The sequence below is a fragment of the Caulobacter sp. GW821-FHT09A05 genome, from assembly GCF_059418465.1.
This window is the reverse complement of the sequence record NZ_JBWKPX010000009.1, coordinates 161,403-178,689: the sequence shown is the minus strand read 5'-3', so window position 1 is coordinate 178,689 and position 17,287 is coordinate 161,403. Positions and strand designations below refer to the sequence as shown.

The window sequence follows — 17,287 nt, the reverse complement described above, 5'->3', positions numbered from 1 at the left end:
CCGCCGCGGCGCCGCGGCGGTCGCGGAGCCTCGCGCATGCCCCTGTCCCTTGACGGTGATCGTCCCACCAGCCGCCATGTGCGACAGAACGCCAATCTGCTCAGCGACCTGCTGAACGAGGCCATCGCCTATTTGGACGGAGAGGACGCCGCCAGGCTGGTGGCCACCGCCCGCAGCGCCGCGTCGCAGGAGACGCCGGATGGCGAGGCCCCGCGCCTGGACCACCTGTTCGCGGATCTCTCCAGCGACCAGGCCATCTTCCTGGCCCGGGCCCTGGCCAGCCACTCGATGCTGGCCAATATCGGCGAGGACGTCGCCGGTCGCCGTCGCCACGCCGAGGGCGACGCCAGGCCCGGCGACGAACGTCCCCGCACCCTGGTCGACGCCGTCAAGGCGCTGGTCGCCGAGGGCAAGTCCCCCGCCGAGCTGACCAAGGCCTTCGCCGCCATGAACGTGGTGCCGGTGCTGACCGCCCACCCGACCGAGGTGCGCCGCCGCAGCATGGTCGACCGCGAGACCGAGATCTCGCGGCTGATGGCCCTGCGCCGCCACCACCTGCCGCCGGACCTGGACGCCGACATCCGCGAGCGCCTGTTCCGCGAGATCGCCCTGATGTGGCGCACCCGGCTGTATCGCCCCGAGCGGATCACCGTGAAGGACGAGATCCGCAACGCCCTGTCGATCGTCCGCACCTCGATCCTGCCGGCGGTCATCGACCTCTATGCCGACTGGTCCCAGCAGATCGGCCAGCACGGCCAGATGGCCCCGCTGCTGAAGATGGGGTCGTGGCTGGGCGGCGACCGCGACGGCCACCCCGGCGTCAACGGCGACACCCTGAAGCTGGCCCTGGCCTCGCAGGCCCGGGTGATCCTGGACTGGTACGCCGGCGAGGTGCGCAAGCTGTGGTCCAACCTGGCGGTCTCCACGGCCTATACGCCGGTCTCGGAGGAGCTGCTGGCCCTGGCGGCCCAGACCAAGGACCCGTCGGTCCACCGCCTGGACGAGCCCTATCGCCTGGCGCTGGAGCTGGTGTTCGACCGCCTGACCGCCGTGTCGCAGAAGCTGACCGGCCAGCCGGTGGCCTTCGCCAACGGCGACACCGACGTCGAGCCCTACAGCCATCCGGACGCTTTCGTCGCCGACCTGAAGATCGTCATCGACAGCCTGGAGCGCAACGGCGGCGAGCGCCTGGTCGGCTCGGCCCTGCGCACCCTGGTCGAGGTGGCCCAGGCCTGCGGCTTCCACCTGATGAGCCTGGACCTGCGCCAGAACGCCGACGTTCACGAGCGGACGCTGCACGAGCTGTTCCAGCGGGCCGGCACGGGCGTGAAGTACCTGGACCTCGACGAGGAGGCCCGGTCCAGGCTGCTGATCGGCGAGCTGTCGCACCAGCGGCCGCTGGTCTCGCCGTTCACCGCCTATGGCGAGGAGACGACCAAGGAGCTGGCGACCATGGAGGCGGCCGCCCAGATGGTCCGCGACTACGGTCACGGCTGTATTGGCGCCTATGTGATCTCCAAGTCGGCGACCCTGTCGGACATCCTCGAGCCGCTGGTCCTGCTCAAGCAGGTCGGCCTGGTCTGGGGCGGGGCCGCGCCGCGCGCCTCGGTCAAGATCAGCCCGCTGTTCGAGACCATCGGCGACCTGGAGAATGGCCCCCGGGTGCTGCGCCAGTGGCTGGAGCTGCCGCTCAGCCGCACCATCCTGGGCGACCGGCCGGTGCAGGAGATCATGCTCGGCTATTCCGACAGCAACAAGGACGGCGGCTATGTGGCCTCCCGTCGGGGCGTGGCGCGCGGCGCCTCGGCCCTGGCGTTCGAGGCCGAGCGCATGGGTGTGGGCCTGCAGCTGTTCCACGGCCGGGGCGGCAGCGTCGGGCGGGGCGGGGGACCGGCCGCCGAGGCCGTGCTGGCCCAGCCGGCCGGCACGGTCCAGGGCCGCATCCGCATGACCGAGCAGGGCGAGATGATCGCCCGGCGGTTCGGCGACCAGCCCACCGCCCGCCGGAACCTCGACGGCCTGGCCGCCGCGGTGCTGATGGCCAGCGAGCGCGCGGCCCATCGTCCCGACCCGAAGGTCGAGGCCGCCATGACCGCCCTGGCCGAGGCCTCATTCCACGGCTTCCGGGCCCTGGTGTACGACGATCCGGCCTTCGAGGACTTCTTCTGGTCGGCCACGCCGATCGGCGAGATCGTCGGGCTGAACATCGGCAGCCGCCCGGCCAGCCGCACCGCCAGCCGCAAGATCGAGGACCTGCGGGCCATCCCCTGGGTGTTCAGCTGGTCGCAGGCCCGCTTCATGCTGCCCGGCTGGTACGGCTTCGCCTCGGGCGTGGAGCGGGCAGGGCTGTCGACCGGGCAGCTGCAGGATCTGGCCGGCGGCTTCGATTTCTTCGGCGCCCTGCTGTCGAACATGGAGCTGGCCCTGGCCCAGAGCCACATGGGCATCGCCGCGCGGTACAGGGACCTTTCCCCGAACAAGGCCGACGCCCAGCGGATCTTCGATGCGATCCAGCGCGAGCACGACCGGGCCAGCCGGATCGCCCTGGCCATCCGCGGCGGCGGCGCCCTGCTCGACAACCAGCCGGAGCTGGCCGAGTCGGTGGCCCTGGCCGGGCTGTCGGTCGATCCGCTGAACCACCTGCAGCTGGAGCTGCTGGCCCGCCGCCGGGCCGGCGACCAGGACGAGAACGTGCGCCTGGCCATCCAGCTGACCGTGGCCGGCATCGCGGCGGGGCTGCGCAACACGGGGTGATCTCCACCTCCCCCGTGAAGCGGGGGAGGTGCAATTTTCAACACCGGCGTCAAAACGGAAAACAACGTTTTGACGCCGCTTGCACAAGGCGTCGCTTCGGAGTAGATTCCTTTATGACACCGGTAGCAAAGTGGCCTGGCCAATCTGCTTCCGGTTTCACCTGACGTTTCGGGCCGGCCTACCCGGCCCTGGGCGTCCGCGGCTCTTTTTGAGTTCGCTCCTGCGCAAACTTTCGGGCGTCGGGCCTTGGTCCCGGCGCCCTTTATTTTGAGAGCCCCGCGCGCGGCCTCGAGACGATCGGGGCGGCGCCCGGGAATTGGGCCTGGAAACGAAGGACGACAGCCAAGCAGGTGAGGCAGGGCGCGTGAATTGACGTCGGGGGAGCCTCCGGTGTGGCGTCCGCGCGCGACGCGGTCTAAACGGTCGCCCAGCGCCGAACGCGGCGAAATCTTCCACGCCGAGGCCCTTCCATGGGGCCGCACGCAAGATCGATCCTTTGAGGAGCAGTACTGATGGTGAAAGACCGCATGGCCGTTCTGACGGCGCTGATGGACCAGGGCGTCATCCCGGTTTTCTATCACCCGGACGTCGAGGTCTGTAAGAAGGTGATCCAGGCCTGCGCCGACGGCGGCGCGCCCTGCATCGAATTCACCAACCGCGGCGACTTCGCCAGCCACGTCTTCTACGAGGTCACCAAGCACTTCGCCGAAGCCGATCCGCGCGTGATCATGGGCGTGGGCTCGATCGTCGACGCCCCCACCGCCGGCATCTACATCGCCAACGGCGCCAAGTTCGTGGTCGGCCCGATCCTCAACGCCGACGTGGCCAAGGTCTGCAACCGCCGCAAGATCCCGTACTCGCCGGGCTGCGGCTCGGCTTCGGAGATCTCCTACGCCGAGGAACTGGGCTGCGAGATCGTCAAGGTGTTCCCCGGCTCGTCGGTCGGCGGCCCGGACTTCGTCAAGGCGGTGCTGGGCCCGATGCCCTGGACCCGCATCATGCCGACCGGCGGCGTCGATCCGGACGAGGCCTCGGTCAAGAAGTGGTTCGGCGCGGGCATCGTCGCCGCCGGCATGGGCTCCAAGCTGATCACTCAGGAAATGCTCGACGCGGGCGACTATGCCGGCATCGCCGCCAAGGTCCGCGAGACGGTGGAACTCATCAAGAAGGTTCGTGGGAAAGCCTAAATGACCGACAACATCCTCAACATCCGCCCGGCTTCGGAAACGAAGTGGGACTGCGCCTCCTTCGGTGAAGTGATGCTGCGCTTCGACCCCGGCTTCGGCCGGGTTCGCAACGCCCGCCAGTTCAACGTCTGGGAAGGCGGCGGCGAGTACAACGTCGCCCGCGCCTTCAAGAAGTGCTGGGGCAAGCGCTCGACCGCGGTCACCGCCCTGCCGGTGAACGACCTGGGCTGGCTGGTCGAGGATCTGATGATGCAGGGCGGCGTCGACACCTCGCACATCATCTGGCGCGACTTCGACGGCCTGGGCCGCAACACCCGCGTCGGCCTGAACTTCACCGAGAAGGGCTTCGGCGTCCGCCCGGCCCTGGGCTGCAGCGACCGGGGTCACTCGGCCGCCTCGCAGATCCGTCCCGGCGAAGTGAACTGGGAAAAGCTGTTCGGCGAAGAGGGCGTTCGCTGGTTCCACACCGGCGGCATCTTCGCGGCCCTGGCCTCGAACACCGCTGAAGCGGTCATCGAGGCCGTGGAAGTGGCCCGCAAGTACGGCACGGTGATCTCCTACGACCTCAACTACCGCGCCTCGCTGTGGAAGTCGCAGGGCGGCAAGGAGGGGGCCCAGAAGGTCAACCGCCACATCGCCCAGTACGTGGACGTGATGATCGGCAACGAAGAAGACTTCACCGCCTGCCTGGGCTTCGAGGTCGAGGGCCTGGACGAGCACATCAGCTCGATCGACCCGGCCAACTTCAAGAAGATGATCCAGACGGCGGTGAAGGAGTTCCCCAACTTCAAGGTCGCCGCCACCACCCTGCGCAACGCCAAGACCGCCTCGGTCAACGACTGGTCGGCGATCCTCTACGCCGGCGGCGAGTTCTACGCCTCGATGATGCGCGAGAACCTCGAGATCTACGACCGCGTCGGCGGCGGCGACGGCTTCGCCTCGGGCCTGGCCTTCGGCTTCATGGAAGGCAAGGGCCCGCAGGCCGCCGTCGAGTACGGCGCGGCTCACGGCGCCCTGGCCATGACCACCCCGGGCGACACCTCGATGGTGCGCCAGGCGGAGGTCGAGGCCGTGATGAAGGGCAAGGGCGCGCGGGTCATCCGCTAGTCCTCCAGTCCGTCTGGGCCTTCATCGGCTGAACAAGCAGAGCCCCTGGTCGCAAGGCCGGGGGCTTTTTGCTCGGCGGCGGCCGCCTCGATGTTTCGCCCGTCGCCCCTTGGGGTGTCTCCCCGCCAAAACCCGAACTTGGCCAGTTTCTTGCGGAGGTTGCGGCGGATCTGCGCCACGCGCGCCGGCGGATAGTCGGGATCGTGGGGGCGGGTGCGATTGCGGACTCGGGTCCGGGTTCTGGGCATCAGGGGCTCCGTCACAGCGTGGACACGGCTTGGCCGCCTCACGCGGAAAGCCGCTGAAGTTCGGGGAGGGATGCGGAGCGCCGGGCTGAGCCCGGAAGCTTTTTTGGAAATACCGTTTCGACTCAGACCAACGCTCCGCGCGGTCGTTCTCCGGAGGCGCCCGACGGTCGGCGCTGTTGGCGCCTCGTCGATTGAAGCCCCCGACGGGCGGGCGAGGCCAACGACGCCCCGTCCCGGACCGCGTGCGTATCCCGCACGCCTGCCGCTTTCGTCGGCGCCGTCCATCCCACGCCGTTTCTGTGTTCCATGCCCGGCCGGCCCTGGAAGGATGGAGGTCGCGGCCCGCCTTGGAAGCGAACCGCCGCCGACGAGCGCTTCCCGCTCGACCGCACCCCGAGGCCGCGAAGGTCGCTGGCCGCGCGCCCTCCCCATCGCCTCGAGGTGGATTGATCATACGGCGGCGCAAAAGGGGGAGGATAAGTGGATTTTCACCACTGATTTTGCTGGGGAAATGCGCCGAGAGCGATGAGGAGTAGTTTTCCTTCGCCCCTTCAGGTCCGCTGACGGGGCGGGCGGCGTTTTCCGCTATCGACCCATAGCGGGCATAGCGGCGCAACTGCTACGCTTGCGCGAAGCTCAAGCTTAATTCACCAAAGAGGCCACATGTCCGAGGGCGTGATTAGGTTGGTTGCTTTTCTCGTCTGCTTTGCGTTTGCGATGTTTTGCTGCTTGCGCGCGAACTTCACGATATTTGCGATGGTTCGGGAGATTAATCGTGCCGCTCCCGACGAACCGGAAAGCGCCTATGTTTGGCATTCCTCAAAGGCGCATCGCGTTTTCGCTCGATACCGCACCCTGCACCCAAACGGGGGCCTAGCAAAGAAGGCGTGGCTCTACACGGTGCTCATGTTCGCCGGGATGTTTGGGTGTTGGGTTCTGATGCTCGTTAACTAAAGCTTCGAGCTTCGGCTCGCCACCCGTCGCAGACTTTCGTCCTGTCCGGTTTCCGACGTGGACCGAATTTCCGGGCCGCCCCTTGGCGGATCCGATTTGGAGAGCACTATGGAAATCTCTCACGAAAGTTGTGAAGCGTCCATTTCTATGCCACCGTCGCGGGACAACAAGGAAAGGGCGTCGTCATGCGTATCTTCCTGTACATCCTGGGTTTTCTCGTCGCGGCGGCCGTGGCCGTGCTTCCCTGGATCCTGATCCAGCCGATCACCTTCATCACCGTCCTGGTCTCCCTGGCCGGGGTGGCGATGATCGTCCTGCTGATCGTCGGGCTGGTGAAGGGCTGGGGCATCGGCCTCCAGGTCGGCGGCGGGACCTGACCGGGCGGGGACAGTCCCGCGGGCCTGTCCCCAACCGCTTTCGGCGTCGGCCGGGCGTTCACGGAAATGTTGTTCGCCGCGCTCGGGTCGGACCATTGACGGCAACGCGCGCGGGTCCACTTTGGGCGCGGATCAACCCTAGCCTGCGGCCACCCCACACCCATGATTTCCCTGGCCGCCGCGACCTCGTCGCGCTGTCGAGCGACACTGCTTGAGCCCGCCGTCCTGCTTGTTCGCGGGGCGGCGCGATGAGCGAGCCGGCGATCTTCTTTTCCGAGGTCAACGAACGGCAGGGCATGTTCCACCGCCGGGCGTTCCTGATGGGCGGCCTGGCCGCGACCGGCCTGCTGGCCCTTGGGGGACGCCTGGCTCAGCTGCAACTGGTCGAGGCCCGGCGCTACCAGAAGCTTTCGGCCGGCAACCAGTTCAACTACCGCCTGGTCTCGCCGCCGCGCGGGGCGATCTACGACCGCAACGGCGTGGCCCTGGCCTCCAACCGTCCCAACTTCCGCCTGCTGGTCACCAAGGATGCGGGTTTCGACGCCCCGGCGACCCTGGACGAACTGGCCCAACTGGTCCCCATCGACCCGGCCCGCCGCGCGCGCCTGCTCAAGGACCTGGCCCACGCCCCGAAGAAGGCCCCGGTGGCGGTGGTCGAGGACATGACTTGGGAGGAGTTCTCGCGGGTCAACATCCGCGCGCCGGAGCTGCCGGGGGTGACCGCCGACATGGGCGAGGTGCGGGTCTATCCGTTCGGCGGGGCCTTCGCCCACGTGATCGGCTATGTCGCCAAGGTCTCGGACCGCGACCTCGACAAGGCCAAGGACGATCCGACCCAGGACCAGGCCCTGCTGCACCATCCCGGCTTCCGGATCGGCAAGCTAGGGGTGGAGAAGGCCTTCGACGGCGCCCTGCGCGGCCATGCGGGGGCCAGCAAGGCCGAGGTCGACGCCCAGGGACGCGTCGTGCGGCTGGATCCCGAGGGCGACATTCCGGCCAGGGCCGGGGCCAACATCCGCCTGACCCTGGACGCCGACATCCAGAACCGCGCCCTGGAGGTGATGGGCGACGAGAGCGGCGCCATCGTGGTCATGGACTGCCGCAACGGCGACCTGCTGGCCATGGCCTCGGCCCCCAGCTTCGACGCCAACCGCTTCGTCAAGGGCCTGTCCGGGCCCGAGTACAGGGCCCTGGCCGAATACGAGCGCAAGCCGCTGCTGGACAAGGTGATGACCGGCACCTATCCGCCCGGCTCGACCTTCAAGCCGACCGTGGCCATGGCCGCCCTGACGGCGGGGGTGGATCCGACCGAGCGGGTGGTCTGCACCGGGGGCTGGGCGTTCGGCGGCCGGATCTGGCACTGCCACAAGAAGGGCGGCCACGGCGCCCAGGACCTGCACGCGGCCATCAAGAACAGCTGCGACGTCTATTTCTACCAGATGGCCCTGCGCATCGGTCCCGACCCGATCGCGGCGGCGGCCAAGGCCTTCGGCTACGGAAGGACCTTCGACATCGGCATTCCCGGCCAGAAGAAGGGCCTGGTCGGCTCGCGCGACTGGAAGAAGACGGCCTTCAGGCGCGACCCGGTCTGGCATCCGGGCGACAGCGTGCCGTACGGGATCGGCCAGGGCTATATCAACGTCAACGCCCTGCAGCTGGCGGTGATGACCGCGCGGCTGGCCAACGGCCGCAAGGCGCTCAATCCGCGCCTGGTGAAATCGGTGGACGGGGTCGAGCAGCCGCATGGCGACGCCGTGCCCGACCTGCCGTTCAGCCAGGCGCATCTGGACATCGTGCGGGCCGGCATGGCGGCGGTGGCCAACGACCCGACCGGCGGGGCCTTCAAGCAGAGCCAGCTGGGCCTGGGCGAGGTCAAGATGGCCGGCAAGACCGGCACGGCCCAGGTGCGCCAGTACGCGGCCGGGGCCTCGCGCAGCAACCAGGGCGTCGCCTGGAAGCTGAAGGACCACAACCTGTTCATCGCCTTCGCGCCCTACGACGATCCCCGCTACGCCCTGTCGGTGATCATCGAGCACGGCGGCCAGTTCGGCTCCAGCGCCGCCGCGCCCCGGGCCCGCGAGGTGATGCGGGTGGCCCTGCTGAAGGATCCCGAGATCCGGGCCCGGATCGAGCGGCCCATGCCGCTGCCGGACGCGCCGGACGAGGGGGAAGAGGCCGCACCGGCGGAACCGACCTCGATCGGTTAAGGGCGCGCTATCTGAAATTCAATCAAAGATGTATATTGAGCACTTGAACAATCATCACTTGCATTTTCGTCTCGGTAAAGCTTAACTGCCGGCAGGTTCAGTGCGTCGCCGCGTGGCGTCCGCGCCATCGCGTTTCAACTTTCAACCTCACCGGCGCGAGGCGCCGCTGTCGGAGGACTTGGGCCATGGCCGATTTCACGACCTTGGTGATCGGCGAGGAAACGCCGCCAATCACGACCCTGGCGCTGGGCGAGGAAACCCCGCCGATCACGACCCTGGCTGTCGGGGAGGAAGAACCTGGCCCGATCCATAGCAACGACGTCACGACCAAGGCCGTTGGTGAGGAAGATCCACCCGTGACCACGCTTCCGCTGAAGGAAGAGGACAATATCCTCACGACGCTGGCGCTGGGCGAGGAGGACCCGCCCGTGACCACCAAGATGCTGGGTGAAGAGGATCCGGCTTGAGCCAGGCCGCTGGTCCCCTCGCGCGCGGATGATCCTTGTCGCCGGCGGGCAATTGGATCCGAACATCGGCGCCTTGCTCAAACGCGTGCTGGCGCGAGGCTTGCCGTTTCGCGACCTGTTGGTCGGGCCGTCCCTGGCGCCGGCCATCAGGATCACGCTCGGCGGCGAGCTCGCGCTCGACGGACAGGTGGTCGAGCCTACCGCCTGCTTCGTGCGCCATGACGTCTTCCTGTCCCAGAAGACCGGTGAAGTGGCCGATCAGCGGGCCGCTCTCAACTGGTACCACGCTGTACGCGGCTGGGCCGGGTCTCGCGCCGACGTTCGGCTGCTGAACAGACGGGCGCGCGGCGCCGATCACAACAAGCTGGAAAACCTGGCGCGGGCGATAGAGGCGGGCCTGGCGGTCCCGGCCACCGTGGTCGCGACCGATGCAGAAGCCCTGGCGTGGAATGGCCCGAAGGTGCGCAAGCCGGTGGCGGGCGGCGAGCTCACCGAGGCGGTTTCCGACGCAACGCCGCCGACCTATCCCTATTTTATCCAGGCGCGGCTCGATCGCCCCGAACTGAGGGCCTATCGGGTCGGCGACCGCGTGCTGGGCTTCGAGCTGGAGTCGCCGGACCTGGACTACCGCGAGCACCAGGCTGTGTCTCTACGCGAAGGCGTCGTGCCGGCCGAGCTCGCGGACAGGCTGGTCGCGCTGTGCGAAGCGCTGGGGCTGGACTTCGCGGCCGCGGACTTCATGCGCGGCCCGGACGGTGAATGGATCTTCCTCGAAGTCAATTCGCAGCCGATGTTCGCCGCTTTCGACAAGGTCGCCGAAGGGCGGCTGGCCGACGCCATTCTCGACTGGCTGTGCGCGGCGGCCTAAGCGCCGGGCTGAGCCAGCATCCGCTCCAACACCTCGACCACCAGCCCGTGGTCCTCCACCTGCGGCAGGCCCGAGACGGTGATCGCGCCGATGCAGCCCAGGCCGTCCAGGGTCAGCGGAAACCCGCCGCCGTGGGCGGCGTGGTCGCGGGGCGACAGGCCGTAGCGCTGCTCCAGGGTTTCGCCCGAGGCCTTCAGCTTCAGGCCGACGGCCAGGGTGCTGGTCGCCAGGGCCAGGACCGTGTTGCGCTTGCGGCGCACCCAGTCCGCGTTATCCGGGCCCGCGCCCGGCAGGGCGGCGTGGAACAGGGGCCGGTCCGGCAGGCTGATGTCGATGGCCACCGGCGCCTTGCGGGCGATCGCCGCGTCGCGCAGGGCGGTCCCCAGGGTCCAGGCGTCCTCCAGGGTGAAGCGTGGGAAGACCAGCGCCTTCTCCTGGACGGCGATGGCGGCCAGCAGTTCGGTGTCGGTCACAGCGACAGCTCCCGGCCCTCGGCGGCGCTGCGCTGGGCCAGGTCGATCAGCGCCATCACCGCCAGGGCCTCCTCGGGCGGGACGGGATTGGGGCCATGGCCCGACAGGGCGTCGCGGATGGCGGCATAGTAGGCCAGGTAGTCGCCCGGGACGCCCTCGACCACGCGGCTGGTCGTCGCGTCGCCGTCGGGGACGGTCAGGGTCCCCGGAGACGGGTCGGCGCCCCAGCCCTCGGAGCCGGGGACGACCCCGGCCTTCAGGGCGGTCTCCTGCGCGTCCAGGCCCTGCTTGACGAAGCCGCCCCGGGTCCCGTGCACGGCCATCCGCAGGCGCGAGTCGATGGTCATCTGGCTGGCGTGCAGCAGCACCCGAAGGCGCGGATAGCGCAGCGCCAGGTGGAAATAGTCCGGGGCCAGGCCGCCGTCCTTCTGGACCGCCAGGTCGGCCCAGACCGCCTGGGGCGGGCCGAACAGTTGCAGGACCTGGTCGATCAGGTGCGGTCCCAGGTCCGGCAGGGCCCCGGCCCCGGGCTTCTCGCGCCAGCGGTCGCGGACGATCGGGCGGAAGCGGTCGAAATGGCTCTCGTACTGCACGATCTCGCCCAGGGACCCGTCGGCGATCAGGGCCTTGAGGGTCAGGAAATCGCTGTCCCAGCGGCGGTTGTGGAAGACGCTGAGCAGCCTGCCCGCCCGCCGGGCGTGGTCGGCGACGGCGCGGGCCTCGTCCAGGCTGGCGGCGAAGGGCTTGTCGATGACCACGGCCTTGCCGGCGTCCAGGGCCGCGTGGGCCTGGGCCGCGTGCAGCGGGTCGGGGGTGGCGATCACCACCAGGTCGATCTCGGCGTCGGCCAGGGCGGCGTCGAGGTCGGGGGCGACCTTCACGCCCGGATGGTCGGCCAGGACCTTGGCGGGGTCGCTGGAGACCACCGTGTGCAGCAGCAGGCCGGGCGTGGCGACGACCAGCGGGGCATGGAAGGTCTTGCCGACGAAGCCGTAGCCGACCAGGGCGACCTTGAAGGGAAGGGGGGAGGACATCCGGGTCTTATATCCTCTCCCCCGGCGAGAAAAAGAAAAAGCCCCCGATCTATCGACCGGGGGCGGGTTCTTCGGAGGCTCGCGGCGGCCGGCTAGACCTTCACGGGCTCCATCTTGGGGGTCAGCAGGTGGACGACCAGCAGGGCGACCAGATAGGCGCTGCCGGCGACGATGAAGATCGGGGTGTAGGTGCCGATCTTGTCCAGGACCTGGCCGATGTACTTGGAGAACACCATGCCGCCGAAGGCGCCCAGCATGCCGCCGATGCCGACGACCGAGCCCACCGCGCCGCGGGGGAACACGTCCGAGGGCAGGGTGTAGAGGTTGGCCGAGAAGCCCTGGTGGGCGGCGGTGGCCACGCCGATGATCAGGACGGCGACCCACAGGTTGTCGACATTGGCCGCGAAGACCACCGGCACGGCCAGCAGGGCGCAGATCAGCATGGTGATCTTGCGGGCCTTGTTGATGCTCCAGCCCATCTTCATGAAGTTGGAAGACAGCCAGCCGCCGCCGACGCTGCCGACGTCCGACAACAGGTAGATGGCGATCAGCGGCGGACCGAAGGACTTCAGGTCCAGCCCGTAGCGCTTGCCTAGGAAGTCGGGCAGCCAGAACAGGAACATCCACCAGATCGGGTCGATCAGGAACTTGCCCAGGGCGAAGGCCCAGGTTTCCTTCTTGCCCAGCAGCTTGACCCAGCCGATCTTCTCGACCGGGTCGGCCGGGTCCTGCTCGATATGGGCCAGTTCGGCGGCCGACAGGCGCTTCTGCTCGCGCGGGCGACGATAGACGATCAGCCACAGCGGCAGCCAGACCAGGCCGACGACGCCGGTGACGATGAAGGCCATCTGCCAGCCGAAGGCCAGCACGATGCCCGGCACCACCAGCGGGGTGACGATGGCGCCGATATTGGTGCCGGCGTTGAAGATGCCCGTGGCCAGGGCGCGCTCGTTCTTGGGGAACCACTCGGCCACGGCCTTGATGCCGCCCGGGAAGCCGCCGGCCTCACCGACGCCCAGGCCCATGCGGGCGATGGCGAAACCGCCGAAGCCGCGCGCCAGGGCGTGGCCGATATGGGCGATCTGCCAGATCAGGAACGCGATGCCGAAGCCCCAGCGGGCCCCGATCCTGTCCATGATCTTGCCCCAGGCCAGATAGGCCACGGCGTAGGCCAGCTGGAAGTAGAACACCAGGTCGGCGTAGTGCTTTTCGTTCCAGCCGAATTCCTTGCTCAGGTCGGCCTTCAGCAGGCCGATGGTCTGGCGGTCGACATAGTTGATCACCATCGCCAGGAACAGCAGGCCGACAATGACCCACCTGTACCGCCCGATCTTCGCAGATGGAGCCGGCATTGTTGGAGCGTCCATGGACGTCACATCCTCACCCTTAGGCTTGTAGTTATTCCGACGCCCCCGCCGGTTCGCGAATCTCTTCTAGGCCGGAACGGCGACGCAGGCGACGCTTCCGAACGGGCCGAAGTCTACGCGGGACGTATCGCCGGCGGCAATGTCGTGAATTCCGGTGCTGGCCCCGGTGGTGACCAGCATGCCCTTCTTCAGCGGACGGCCGCGCGAGGCGACGTGGCCCAGCAGGAAGGCCAGGGCCGCCAGGGGCGAACCGGGGATCGAGGCCGCGCCGCCCTTGCCGACGGAAACGCCGTTGATGAAGGTTTCGGCCGGCATGTCTTCCCAGGCGATGTCGCGCCAGTTCTCGACCACGGCGCCCAGGATCTGTCCGTCATTGTTGCCGAAGTCCGAGGCGACGATGGGCGGGCCCAGCTGGTTGATGGTCGCCAGCGGGCTGCCGGCGATCTCGACGCCGACGATCAGCTCGCCCACATAGTCGGCGGCTTCCTCGGCGGTCCATTCGGTCTTGTCGGCCGGGGCGTCCTTGCCCAGGCGGATGACGAATTCGGCCTCGACGGCGGTGAAGCCGCCGGCGATGGCGCGGAACGGCGTGGGCTGCTCGCCCGCGTCCCAGACCTTGGTCTTGAAGATGCAGCCGGCCAGGCGCTCGGCGCCCAGGCGTTCGCGATGCTGCGGGGGAACCAGACCGACTTTCCAGCCCACCAGCTCGTCGGGCCACAGGTCGATGGCGATGTCCTGGACCGCGTAGCCGTCGGCCATGGACTGGGGCAGGACGCCGCCCGGATAGCCGGGGACCGACACGCCCTTCAGGCGCGCTTCGACGAACTGGGATGCGATGGACGCCGGTGCGAACACCTCGCTCTCGGCCTCGGAAACGGTCACGCCGCGAATCCTCCCTCGCGAAACACACATACGGTCCCGTTCGACGGGCTTTGGTCGTGCATAATGGAAACCGGTGTCATTGACAATCGGCCACGCGACACCGGTGGCAGGGGGATTGTCATGCCCGTGTCGCGGGGGTTTCACTACCGTTCATGGTCGATCATGCCGAGGTCCGACGCGCGATCCTGGCCCTGCCCGAGGTCGAGGCGGGCGAATCCGAGGATTCGCTGAGCTTCTCGGTGCGCGGCAAGGGCCTGTCCTGGCCTTATCTGGCGCGCGCCACGCCCAAGGGACGGCGCGAGCTCGTGCCAGGCGTCCTGGCCGTGCGCTGCCGGCCAGAGACGAAGGAATTGCTGCTGGAGGCCGAGCCCGGGACCTATTTCGACGACGACCATTACCGCGGCTTTCCGGCGGTGCTGGTGCGACTGGCGGCGATCGAGACGGCGGAATTGAGCGCCCTGCTGCAGAACGCCTGGCGCGTGGTGGCGCCCAAGAGCCTGGTCAAGCGCGTGGACGCTGGAGGCTAGGGAACCGGGCGGCCGCCACGCGCCTTCATCCAGGCACGACACGGAGCCCCGCCATGGCCCAGGGACAGCTCGCCGAATACCGCCGCAAGCGCGATTTCCACAAGACCGCCGAGCCCAGCGGCGACGCCGCCGTCGCGCCCGCGCCGCATGCGCGGTTCGTGATCCAGAAGCACGACGCCACCCGCCTGCACTACGACTTCCGGCTCGAGGTCGACGGGGTGCTGAAGTCGTGGGCGGTGACCAAGGGGCCGTCGCTGGACCCGGCCGACAAGCGGCTGTCGGTCGAGGTCGAGGACCACCCGCTGGACTATGGCGACTTCGAGGGCACGATCCCCAAGGGCCAGTACGGCGGCGGCACGGTGCAGCTGTGGGACCGCGGCTACTGGGCGCCCGAGCCCGGCTTCGAGGACGTGGCCAAGGCCCTGAGGAAGGGCGAGCTGAAATTCGTGCTGGAGGGCGAGCGGCTGCACGGCTCGTGGGTGCTGGTGCGGATGAACTGGGACCGCAACGCCAAGGACGGGAAGGGGAAACGGTCGAACTGGCTGCTGATCAAGCACAATGACGAGGCCGCGCGGCCGGGCGAGGGAACCGCGATCCTGGAGGAAGACGCCTCGATCGCCTCGGGCCGGACCATGGCCGACATCGCGGCGGGCAAGGGCCGGGGGCCGTCGCCGTTCATCCTGCGCAAGAAGGGCAAGGGCGATGCGGTCTGGACCTCGCGGACCAGAGCCGAGCGCGAGGCCCTGCGGAAGGAGGCGCTGGAGACGCGGACGTTCGCTTCTCCCGCGCCGTCATCGCGGGCGAAGCCAAGCGTAGACCCGGGACCAACGCCTGGGCGCGGCGCTTCCGGCGGTCCCGGATCTTCGCGCTCCGCGCTCGTCCGGGATGACAGCGGAAAAGGAAAGAAGAAACCCGCCGTCCTGCCCGACTTCATCGAGCCCCAGCTGTGCAAGTCGGTGGACCGCCCGCCGGCGGGGCCGGGCTGGGCGCACGAGATCAAGTTCGACGGCTATCGCCTCCAACTCCGCGTCGAGGACGGCCGGGCGATCCTGCGGACCCGCAAGGGCCTGGACTGGACCGAGAAGTTCGCCGCCATCGCCGAGGCCGCCGCCGACCTGCCCGACAGCATCCTGGACGGCGAGGTCGTGGCCCTGGACGCGGCCGGCCAGCCCGACTTCGCCGGCCTGCAGGTGGCCCTGTCGGACGGCGACAGCGGCGACCTGATCTTCTTCGCCTTCGACCTGCTGGCCCAGGACGGCGAGGACCTGCGCGACCTGCCGCTGCGCGAGCGCAAGGCGCGGCTGAAAGCGATGATGGGCGGGGACGAGGCCCGCCTGCGCTTTGTCGACCATTTCGAGACCGCCGGCGACGCGGTGCTGCTGTCGGCCTGCAAGCTGGAGCTGGAGGGCGTCATCTCCAAGCGGCTGGACGCGCCGTACCGCTCGGGCCGCAGCGAGACCTGGACCAAGGCCAAGTGCCGGGCCGGGCACGAGGTGGTGATCGGCGGCTATACGACGACGGGCTCGGCGTTCCGTTCGCTGATCGCCGGGGTCTATCGCGACGGCAAGCTGGCCCATGTGGGCCGGATCGGGACGGGGTTCGGACGCGACAAGGTCGGCAAGCTGCTGCCGCGCCTGAAGGCGCTGGAGACCGACAGGTCCCCGTTCGAGGGCAAGGGCGCGCCGCGCAAGGCCGACAACGTCCATTGGGTGAAGCCGCAACTGGTGGCCGAGATCGAATATGCCGGCTTCACCGGCGACGGCTCGATCCGCCAGGCGTCGTTCAAGGGCCTGCGCGAGGACAAGCCGGCGGCGGAGGTCGAGGCCGAGGTCCCGGCCCCGGCCGAAAGCGCCGAACTGGCCGAGCCGACGCCGAAGGCCGCCCCGAAGGCCAAGGCGGCGCCGAAGACGCAGACGATCGTCACCGCCAAGGAGGACAGCATCGTCCTGGGCGTGACGATCTCCAATCCCGACAAGCCGCTGTGGCCCGACATCGACGGCGCGCCGGCCAGCAAGATCGACCTGGCCCGCTACATGGTCGCGGTGGGCGAATGGATGCTGCCGCATATCAAGGGCCGGCCGGCCTCGATCATCCGGGTGCCGGACGGGGTCGGCGGGGAAGCCTTCTTCCAGCGCCACGCCATGCGCGGGATGTCGTCGCTGATCGGGTTGGTCAGCGTGAGGGGCGACAAGCAGCCCTATATCCAGTTCGACCGGGTCGAGGCCCTGGTCGCCGCCGCCCAGATCGCCGCCGTCGAGATCCATCCGTGGAACTGCCAGCCGAACGACCCCGAGGTCGCCGGCCGCCTGGTCTTCGACCTGGACCCCGCGCCGGGCGTCACCTTCGAGGACGTGATCGCGGGCGCGCGGGAGATCCGCGACCGCCTGGAGGAACTGGGCCTGGCCAGCTTCTGCAAGACCACCGGCGGCAAGGGCCTGCACGTGGTCACGCCATTGTCCGATAAAGTTCCGTGGGATGTGGCCAAGGCCTTCGCCCGCGAGGTCTGCGCCCGCATGGCCGCCGACGCGCCCGACCGGTACCTGATCACCATGAGCAAGAAGGCGCGGGAGGGGCGGATCTTCCTGGACTACCTGCGAAACGACCGCACCTCGACCGCCGTCGCGCCGCTTTCGGCCCGGGCCAGGCCCGGGGGGACCGTGTCGATGCCGCTGAACTGGACCCAGGTGAAGGCCGGGCTGGATCCGACGACGTACACGATCCGCACCGCCCCGGCCCTGATCGCCAGGAGCACGGCCTGGGAGGACTATTTCGACTCCGCCAAGCCCCTGAAGGCGGCGATCAAGCGGCTGGGGTGAGGGGGCTGGCGTCCAGGGC

13 protein-coding genes are annotated in these 17,287 nt (G+C 68.8%); 9 read left to right on the top strand and 4 right to left on the bottom strand.

Annotation, left to right across the window (positions count from 1 at the left end):
- The first annotated feature begins 36 nt into the window (after positions 1–36).
- The 7 genes from ppc (at position 37) to AC07NX_RS11255 (ending at position 10,169) form a co-directional block, all read left to right on the top strand.
- Positions 37–2,754, top strand: coding sequence for a phosphoenolpyruvate carboxylase (gene ppc / locus AC07NX_RS11285; RefSeq protein WP_494641845.1), 2,718 nt, complete (start codon positions 37–39; stop codon positions 2,752–2,754).
- A gap of 512 nt (positions 2,755–3,266) precedes the next feature.
- Positions 3,267–3,941, top strand: a complete 675-nt coding sequence (locus AC07NX_RS11280; protein WP_035080563.1) for a bifunctional 4-hydroxy-2-oxoglutarate aldolase/2-dehydro-3-deoxy-phosphogluconate aldolase — start codon at positions 3,267–3,269, stop codon at positions 3,939–3,941.
- A complete protein-coding gene (locus AC07NX_RS11275) occupies positions 3,942–5,048 on the top strand; it encodes a PfkB family carbohydrate kinase (RefSeq protein ID WP_494641844.1) in 1,107 nt (368 codons plus the stop codon).
- A gap of 1,387 nt (positions 5,049–6,435) precedes the next feature.
- Positions 6,436–6,627 carry a hypothetical protein gene (locus tag AC07NX_RS11270; protein WP_035076007.1) on the top strand — a complete coding sequence of 64 codons (192 nt, stop codon included), beginning with the start codon at positions 6,436–6,438 and terminating at the stop codon, positions 6,625–6,627.
- 248 nt (positions 6,628–6,875) lie between these two features.
- Entirely contained in the window at positions 6,876–8,834 is a 1,959-nt protein-coding gene (gene mrdA, locus AC07NX_RS11265; RefSeq protein WP_494641842.1) for a penicillin-binding protein 2, read from the top strand.
- A 185-nt stretch (positions 8,835–9,019) separates the two neighbouring features.
- On the top strand, positions 9,020–9,301 hold the full coding sequence (locus AC07NX_RS11260; protein ID WP_494641841.1) for a hypothetical protein: 282 nt from the start codon (positions 9,020–9,022) through the stop codon (positions 9,299–9,301).
- Between the two features lie 28 nt (positions 9,302–9,329).
- Entirely contained in the window at positions 9,330–10,169 is an 840-nt protein-coding gene (locus tag AC07NX_RS11255; protein ID WP_051964554.1) for a hypothetical protein, read from the top strand.
- Here AC07NX_RS11255 and AC07NX_RS11250 read toward each other — a convergent pair.
- The 4 genes from AC07NX_RS11250 to AC07NX_RS11235 form a co-directional block, all read right to left on the bottom strand.
- Positions 10,166–10,642: a heme-degrading domain-containing protein gene (locus AC07NX_RS11250; protein ID WP_494641840.1), complete on the bottom strand. Its 477-nt coding sequence runs from the start codon at positions 10,640–10,642 to the stop codon at positions 10,166–10,168. The two genes, AC07NX_RS11255 and AC07NX_RS11250, sit on opposite strands and share 4 nt — an antisense overlap.
- The gene (locus tag AC07NX_RS11245; RefSeq protein ID WP_494641839.1) at positions 10,639–11,676 is read right to left on the bottom strand and encodes an oxidoreductase; all 1,038 of its coding nucleotides are present in this window, start codon (positions 11,674–11,676) and stop codon (positions 10,639–10,641) included. Before AC07NX_RS11245 ends, AC07NX_RS11250 begins: the two co-directional genes overlap by 4 nt.
- Positions 11,677–11,768: 92 nt before the next feature.
- On the bottom strand, positions 11,769–13,043 hold the full coding sequence (locus AC07NX_RS11240; protein WP_494641837.1) for an MFS transporter: 1,275 nt from the start codon (positions 13,041–13,043) through the stop codon (positions 11,769–11,771).
- A gap of 66 nt (positions 13,044–13,109) precedes the next feature.
- Positions 13,110–13,925: a 2-keto-4-pentenoate hydratase gene (locus AC07NX_RS11235; RefSeq protein WP_494641836.1), complete on the bottom strand. Its 816-nt coding sequence runs from the start codon at positions 13,923–13,925 to the stop codon at positions 13,110–13,112.
- 152 nt (positions 13,926–14,077) lie between these two features.
- Between AC07NX_RS11235 and AC07NX_RS11230 the strand changes: the two genes are divergently transcribed.
- Together AC07NX_RS11230 and ligD are read left to right on the top strand one after the other, a co-directional pair.
- Positions 14,078–14,452 (top strand): MmcQ/YjbR family DNA-binding protein, encoded by a 375-nt coding sequence (locus AC07NX_RS11230; RefSeq protein WP_494641835.1) that lies wholly within the window; start codon positions 14,078–14,080, stop codon positions 14,450–14,452.
- Between the two features lie 53 nt (positions 14,453–14,505).
- Positions 14,506–17,268, top strand: a complete 2,763-nt coding sequence (ligD, locus tag AC07NX_RS11225) for a DNA ligase D (RefSeq protein WP_494641834.1) — start codon at positions 14,506–14,508, stop codon at positions 17,266–17,268.
- The last annotated feature ends 19 nt before the right edge of the window (positions 17,269–17,287 follow it).

Excerpts from the sequence above, each read along its gene's own strand:
- ppc (WP_494641845.1), top strand. The coding sequence starts at position 37 with ATGCCCCTGTCCCTTGACGGTGATCGTCCCACCAGCCGCCATGTGCGA.
- AC07NX_RS11280 (WP_035080563.1), top strand. The coding sequence starts at position 3,267 with ATGGTGAAAGACCGCATGGCCGTTCTGACGGCGCTGATGGACCAGGGC.
- AC07NX_RS11275 (WP_494641844.1), top strand. The coding sequence starts at position 3,942 with ATGACCGACAACATCCTCAACATCCGCCCGGCTTCGGAAACGAAGTGG.
- AC07NX_RS11270 (WP_035076007.1), top strand. The coding sequence starts at position 6,436 with ATGCGTATCTTCCTGTACATCCTGGGTTTTCTCGTCGCGGCGGCCGTG.
- mrdA (WP_494641842.1), top strand. The coding sequence starts at position 6,876 with ATGAGCGAGCCGGCGATCTTCTTTTCCGAGGTCAACGAACGGCAGGGC.
- AC07NX_RS11260 (WP_494641841.1), top strand. The coding sequence starts at position 9,020 with ATGGCCGATTTCACGACCTTGGTGATCGGCGAGGAAACGCCGCCAATC.
- AC07NX_RS11255 (WP_051964554.1), top strand. The coding sequence starts at position 9,330 with ATGATCCTTGTCGCCGGCGGGCAATTGGATCCGAACATCGGCGCCTTG.
- AC07NX_RS11245 (WP_494641839.1), bottom strand. The coding sequence starts at position 11,676 with ATGTCCTCCCCCCTTCCCTTCAAGGTCGCCCTGGTCGGCTACGGCTTC.
- AC07NX_RS11240 (WP_494641837.1), bottom strand. The coding sequence starts at position 13,043 with ATGGACGCTCCAACAATGCCGGCTCCATCTGCGAAGATCGGGCGGTAC.
- AC07NX_RS11230 (WP_494641835.1), top strand. The coding sequence starts at position 14,078 with ATGGTCGATCATGCCGAGGTCCGACGCGCGATCCTGGCCCTGCCCGAG.
- ligD (WP_494641834.1), top strand. The coding sequence starts at position 14,506 with ATGGCCCAGGGACAGCTCGCCGAATACCGCCGCAAGCGCGATTTCCAC.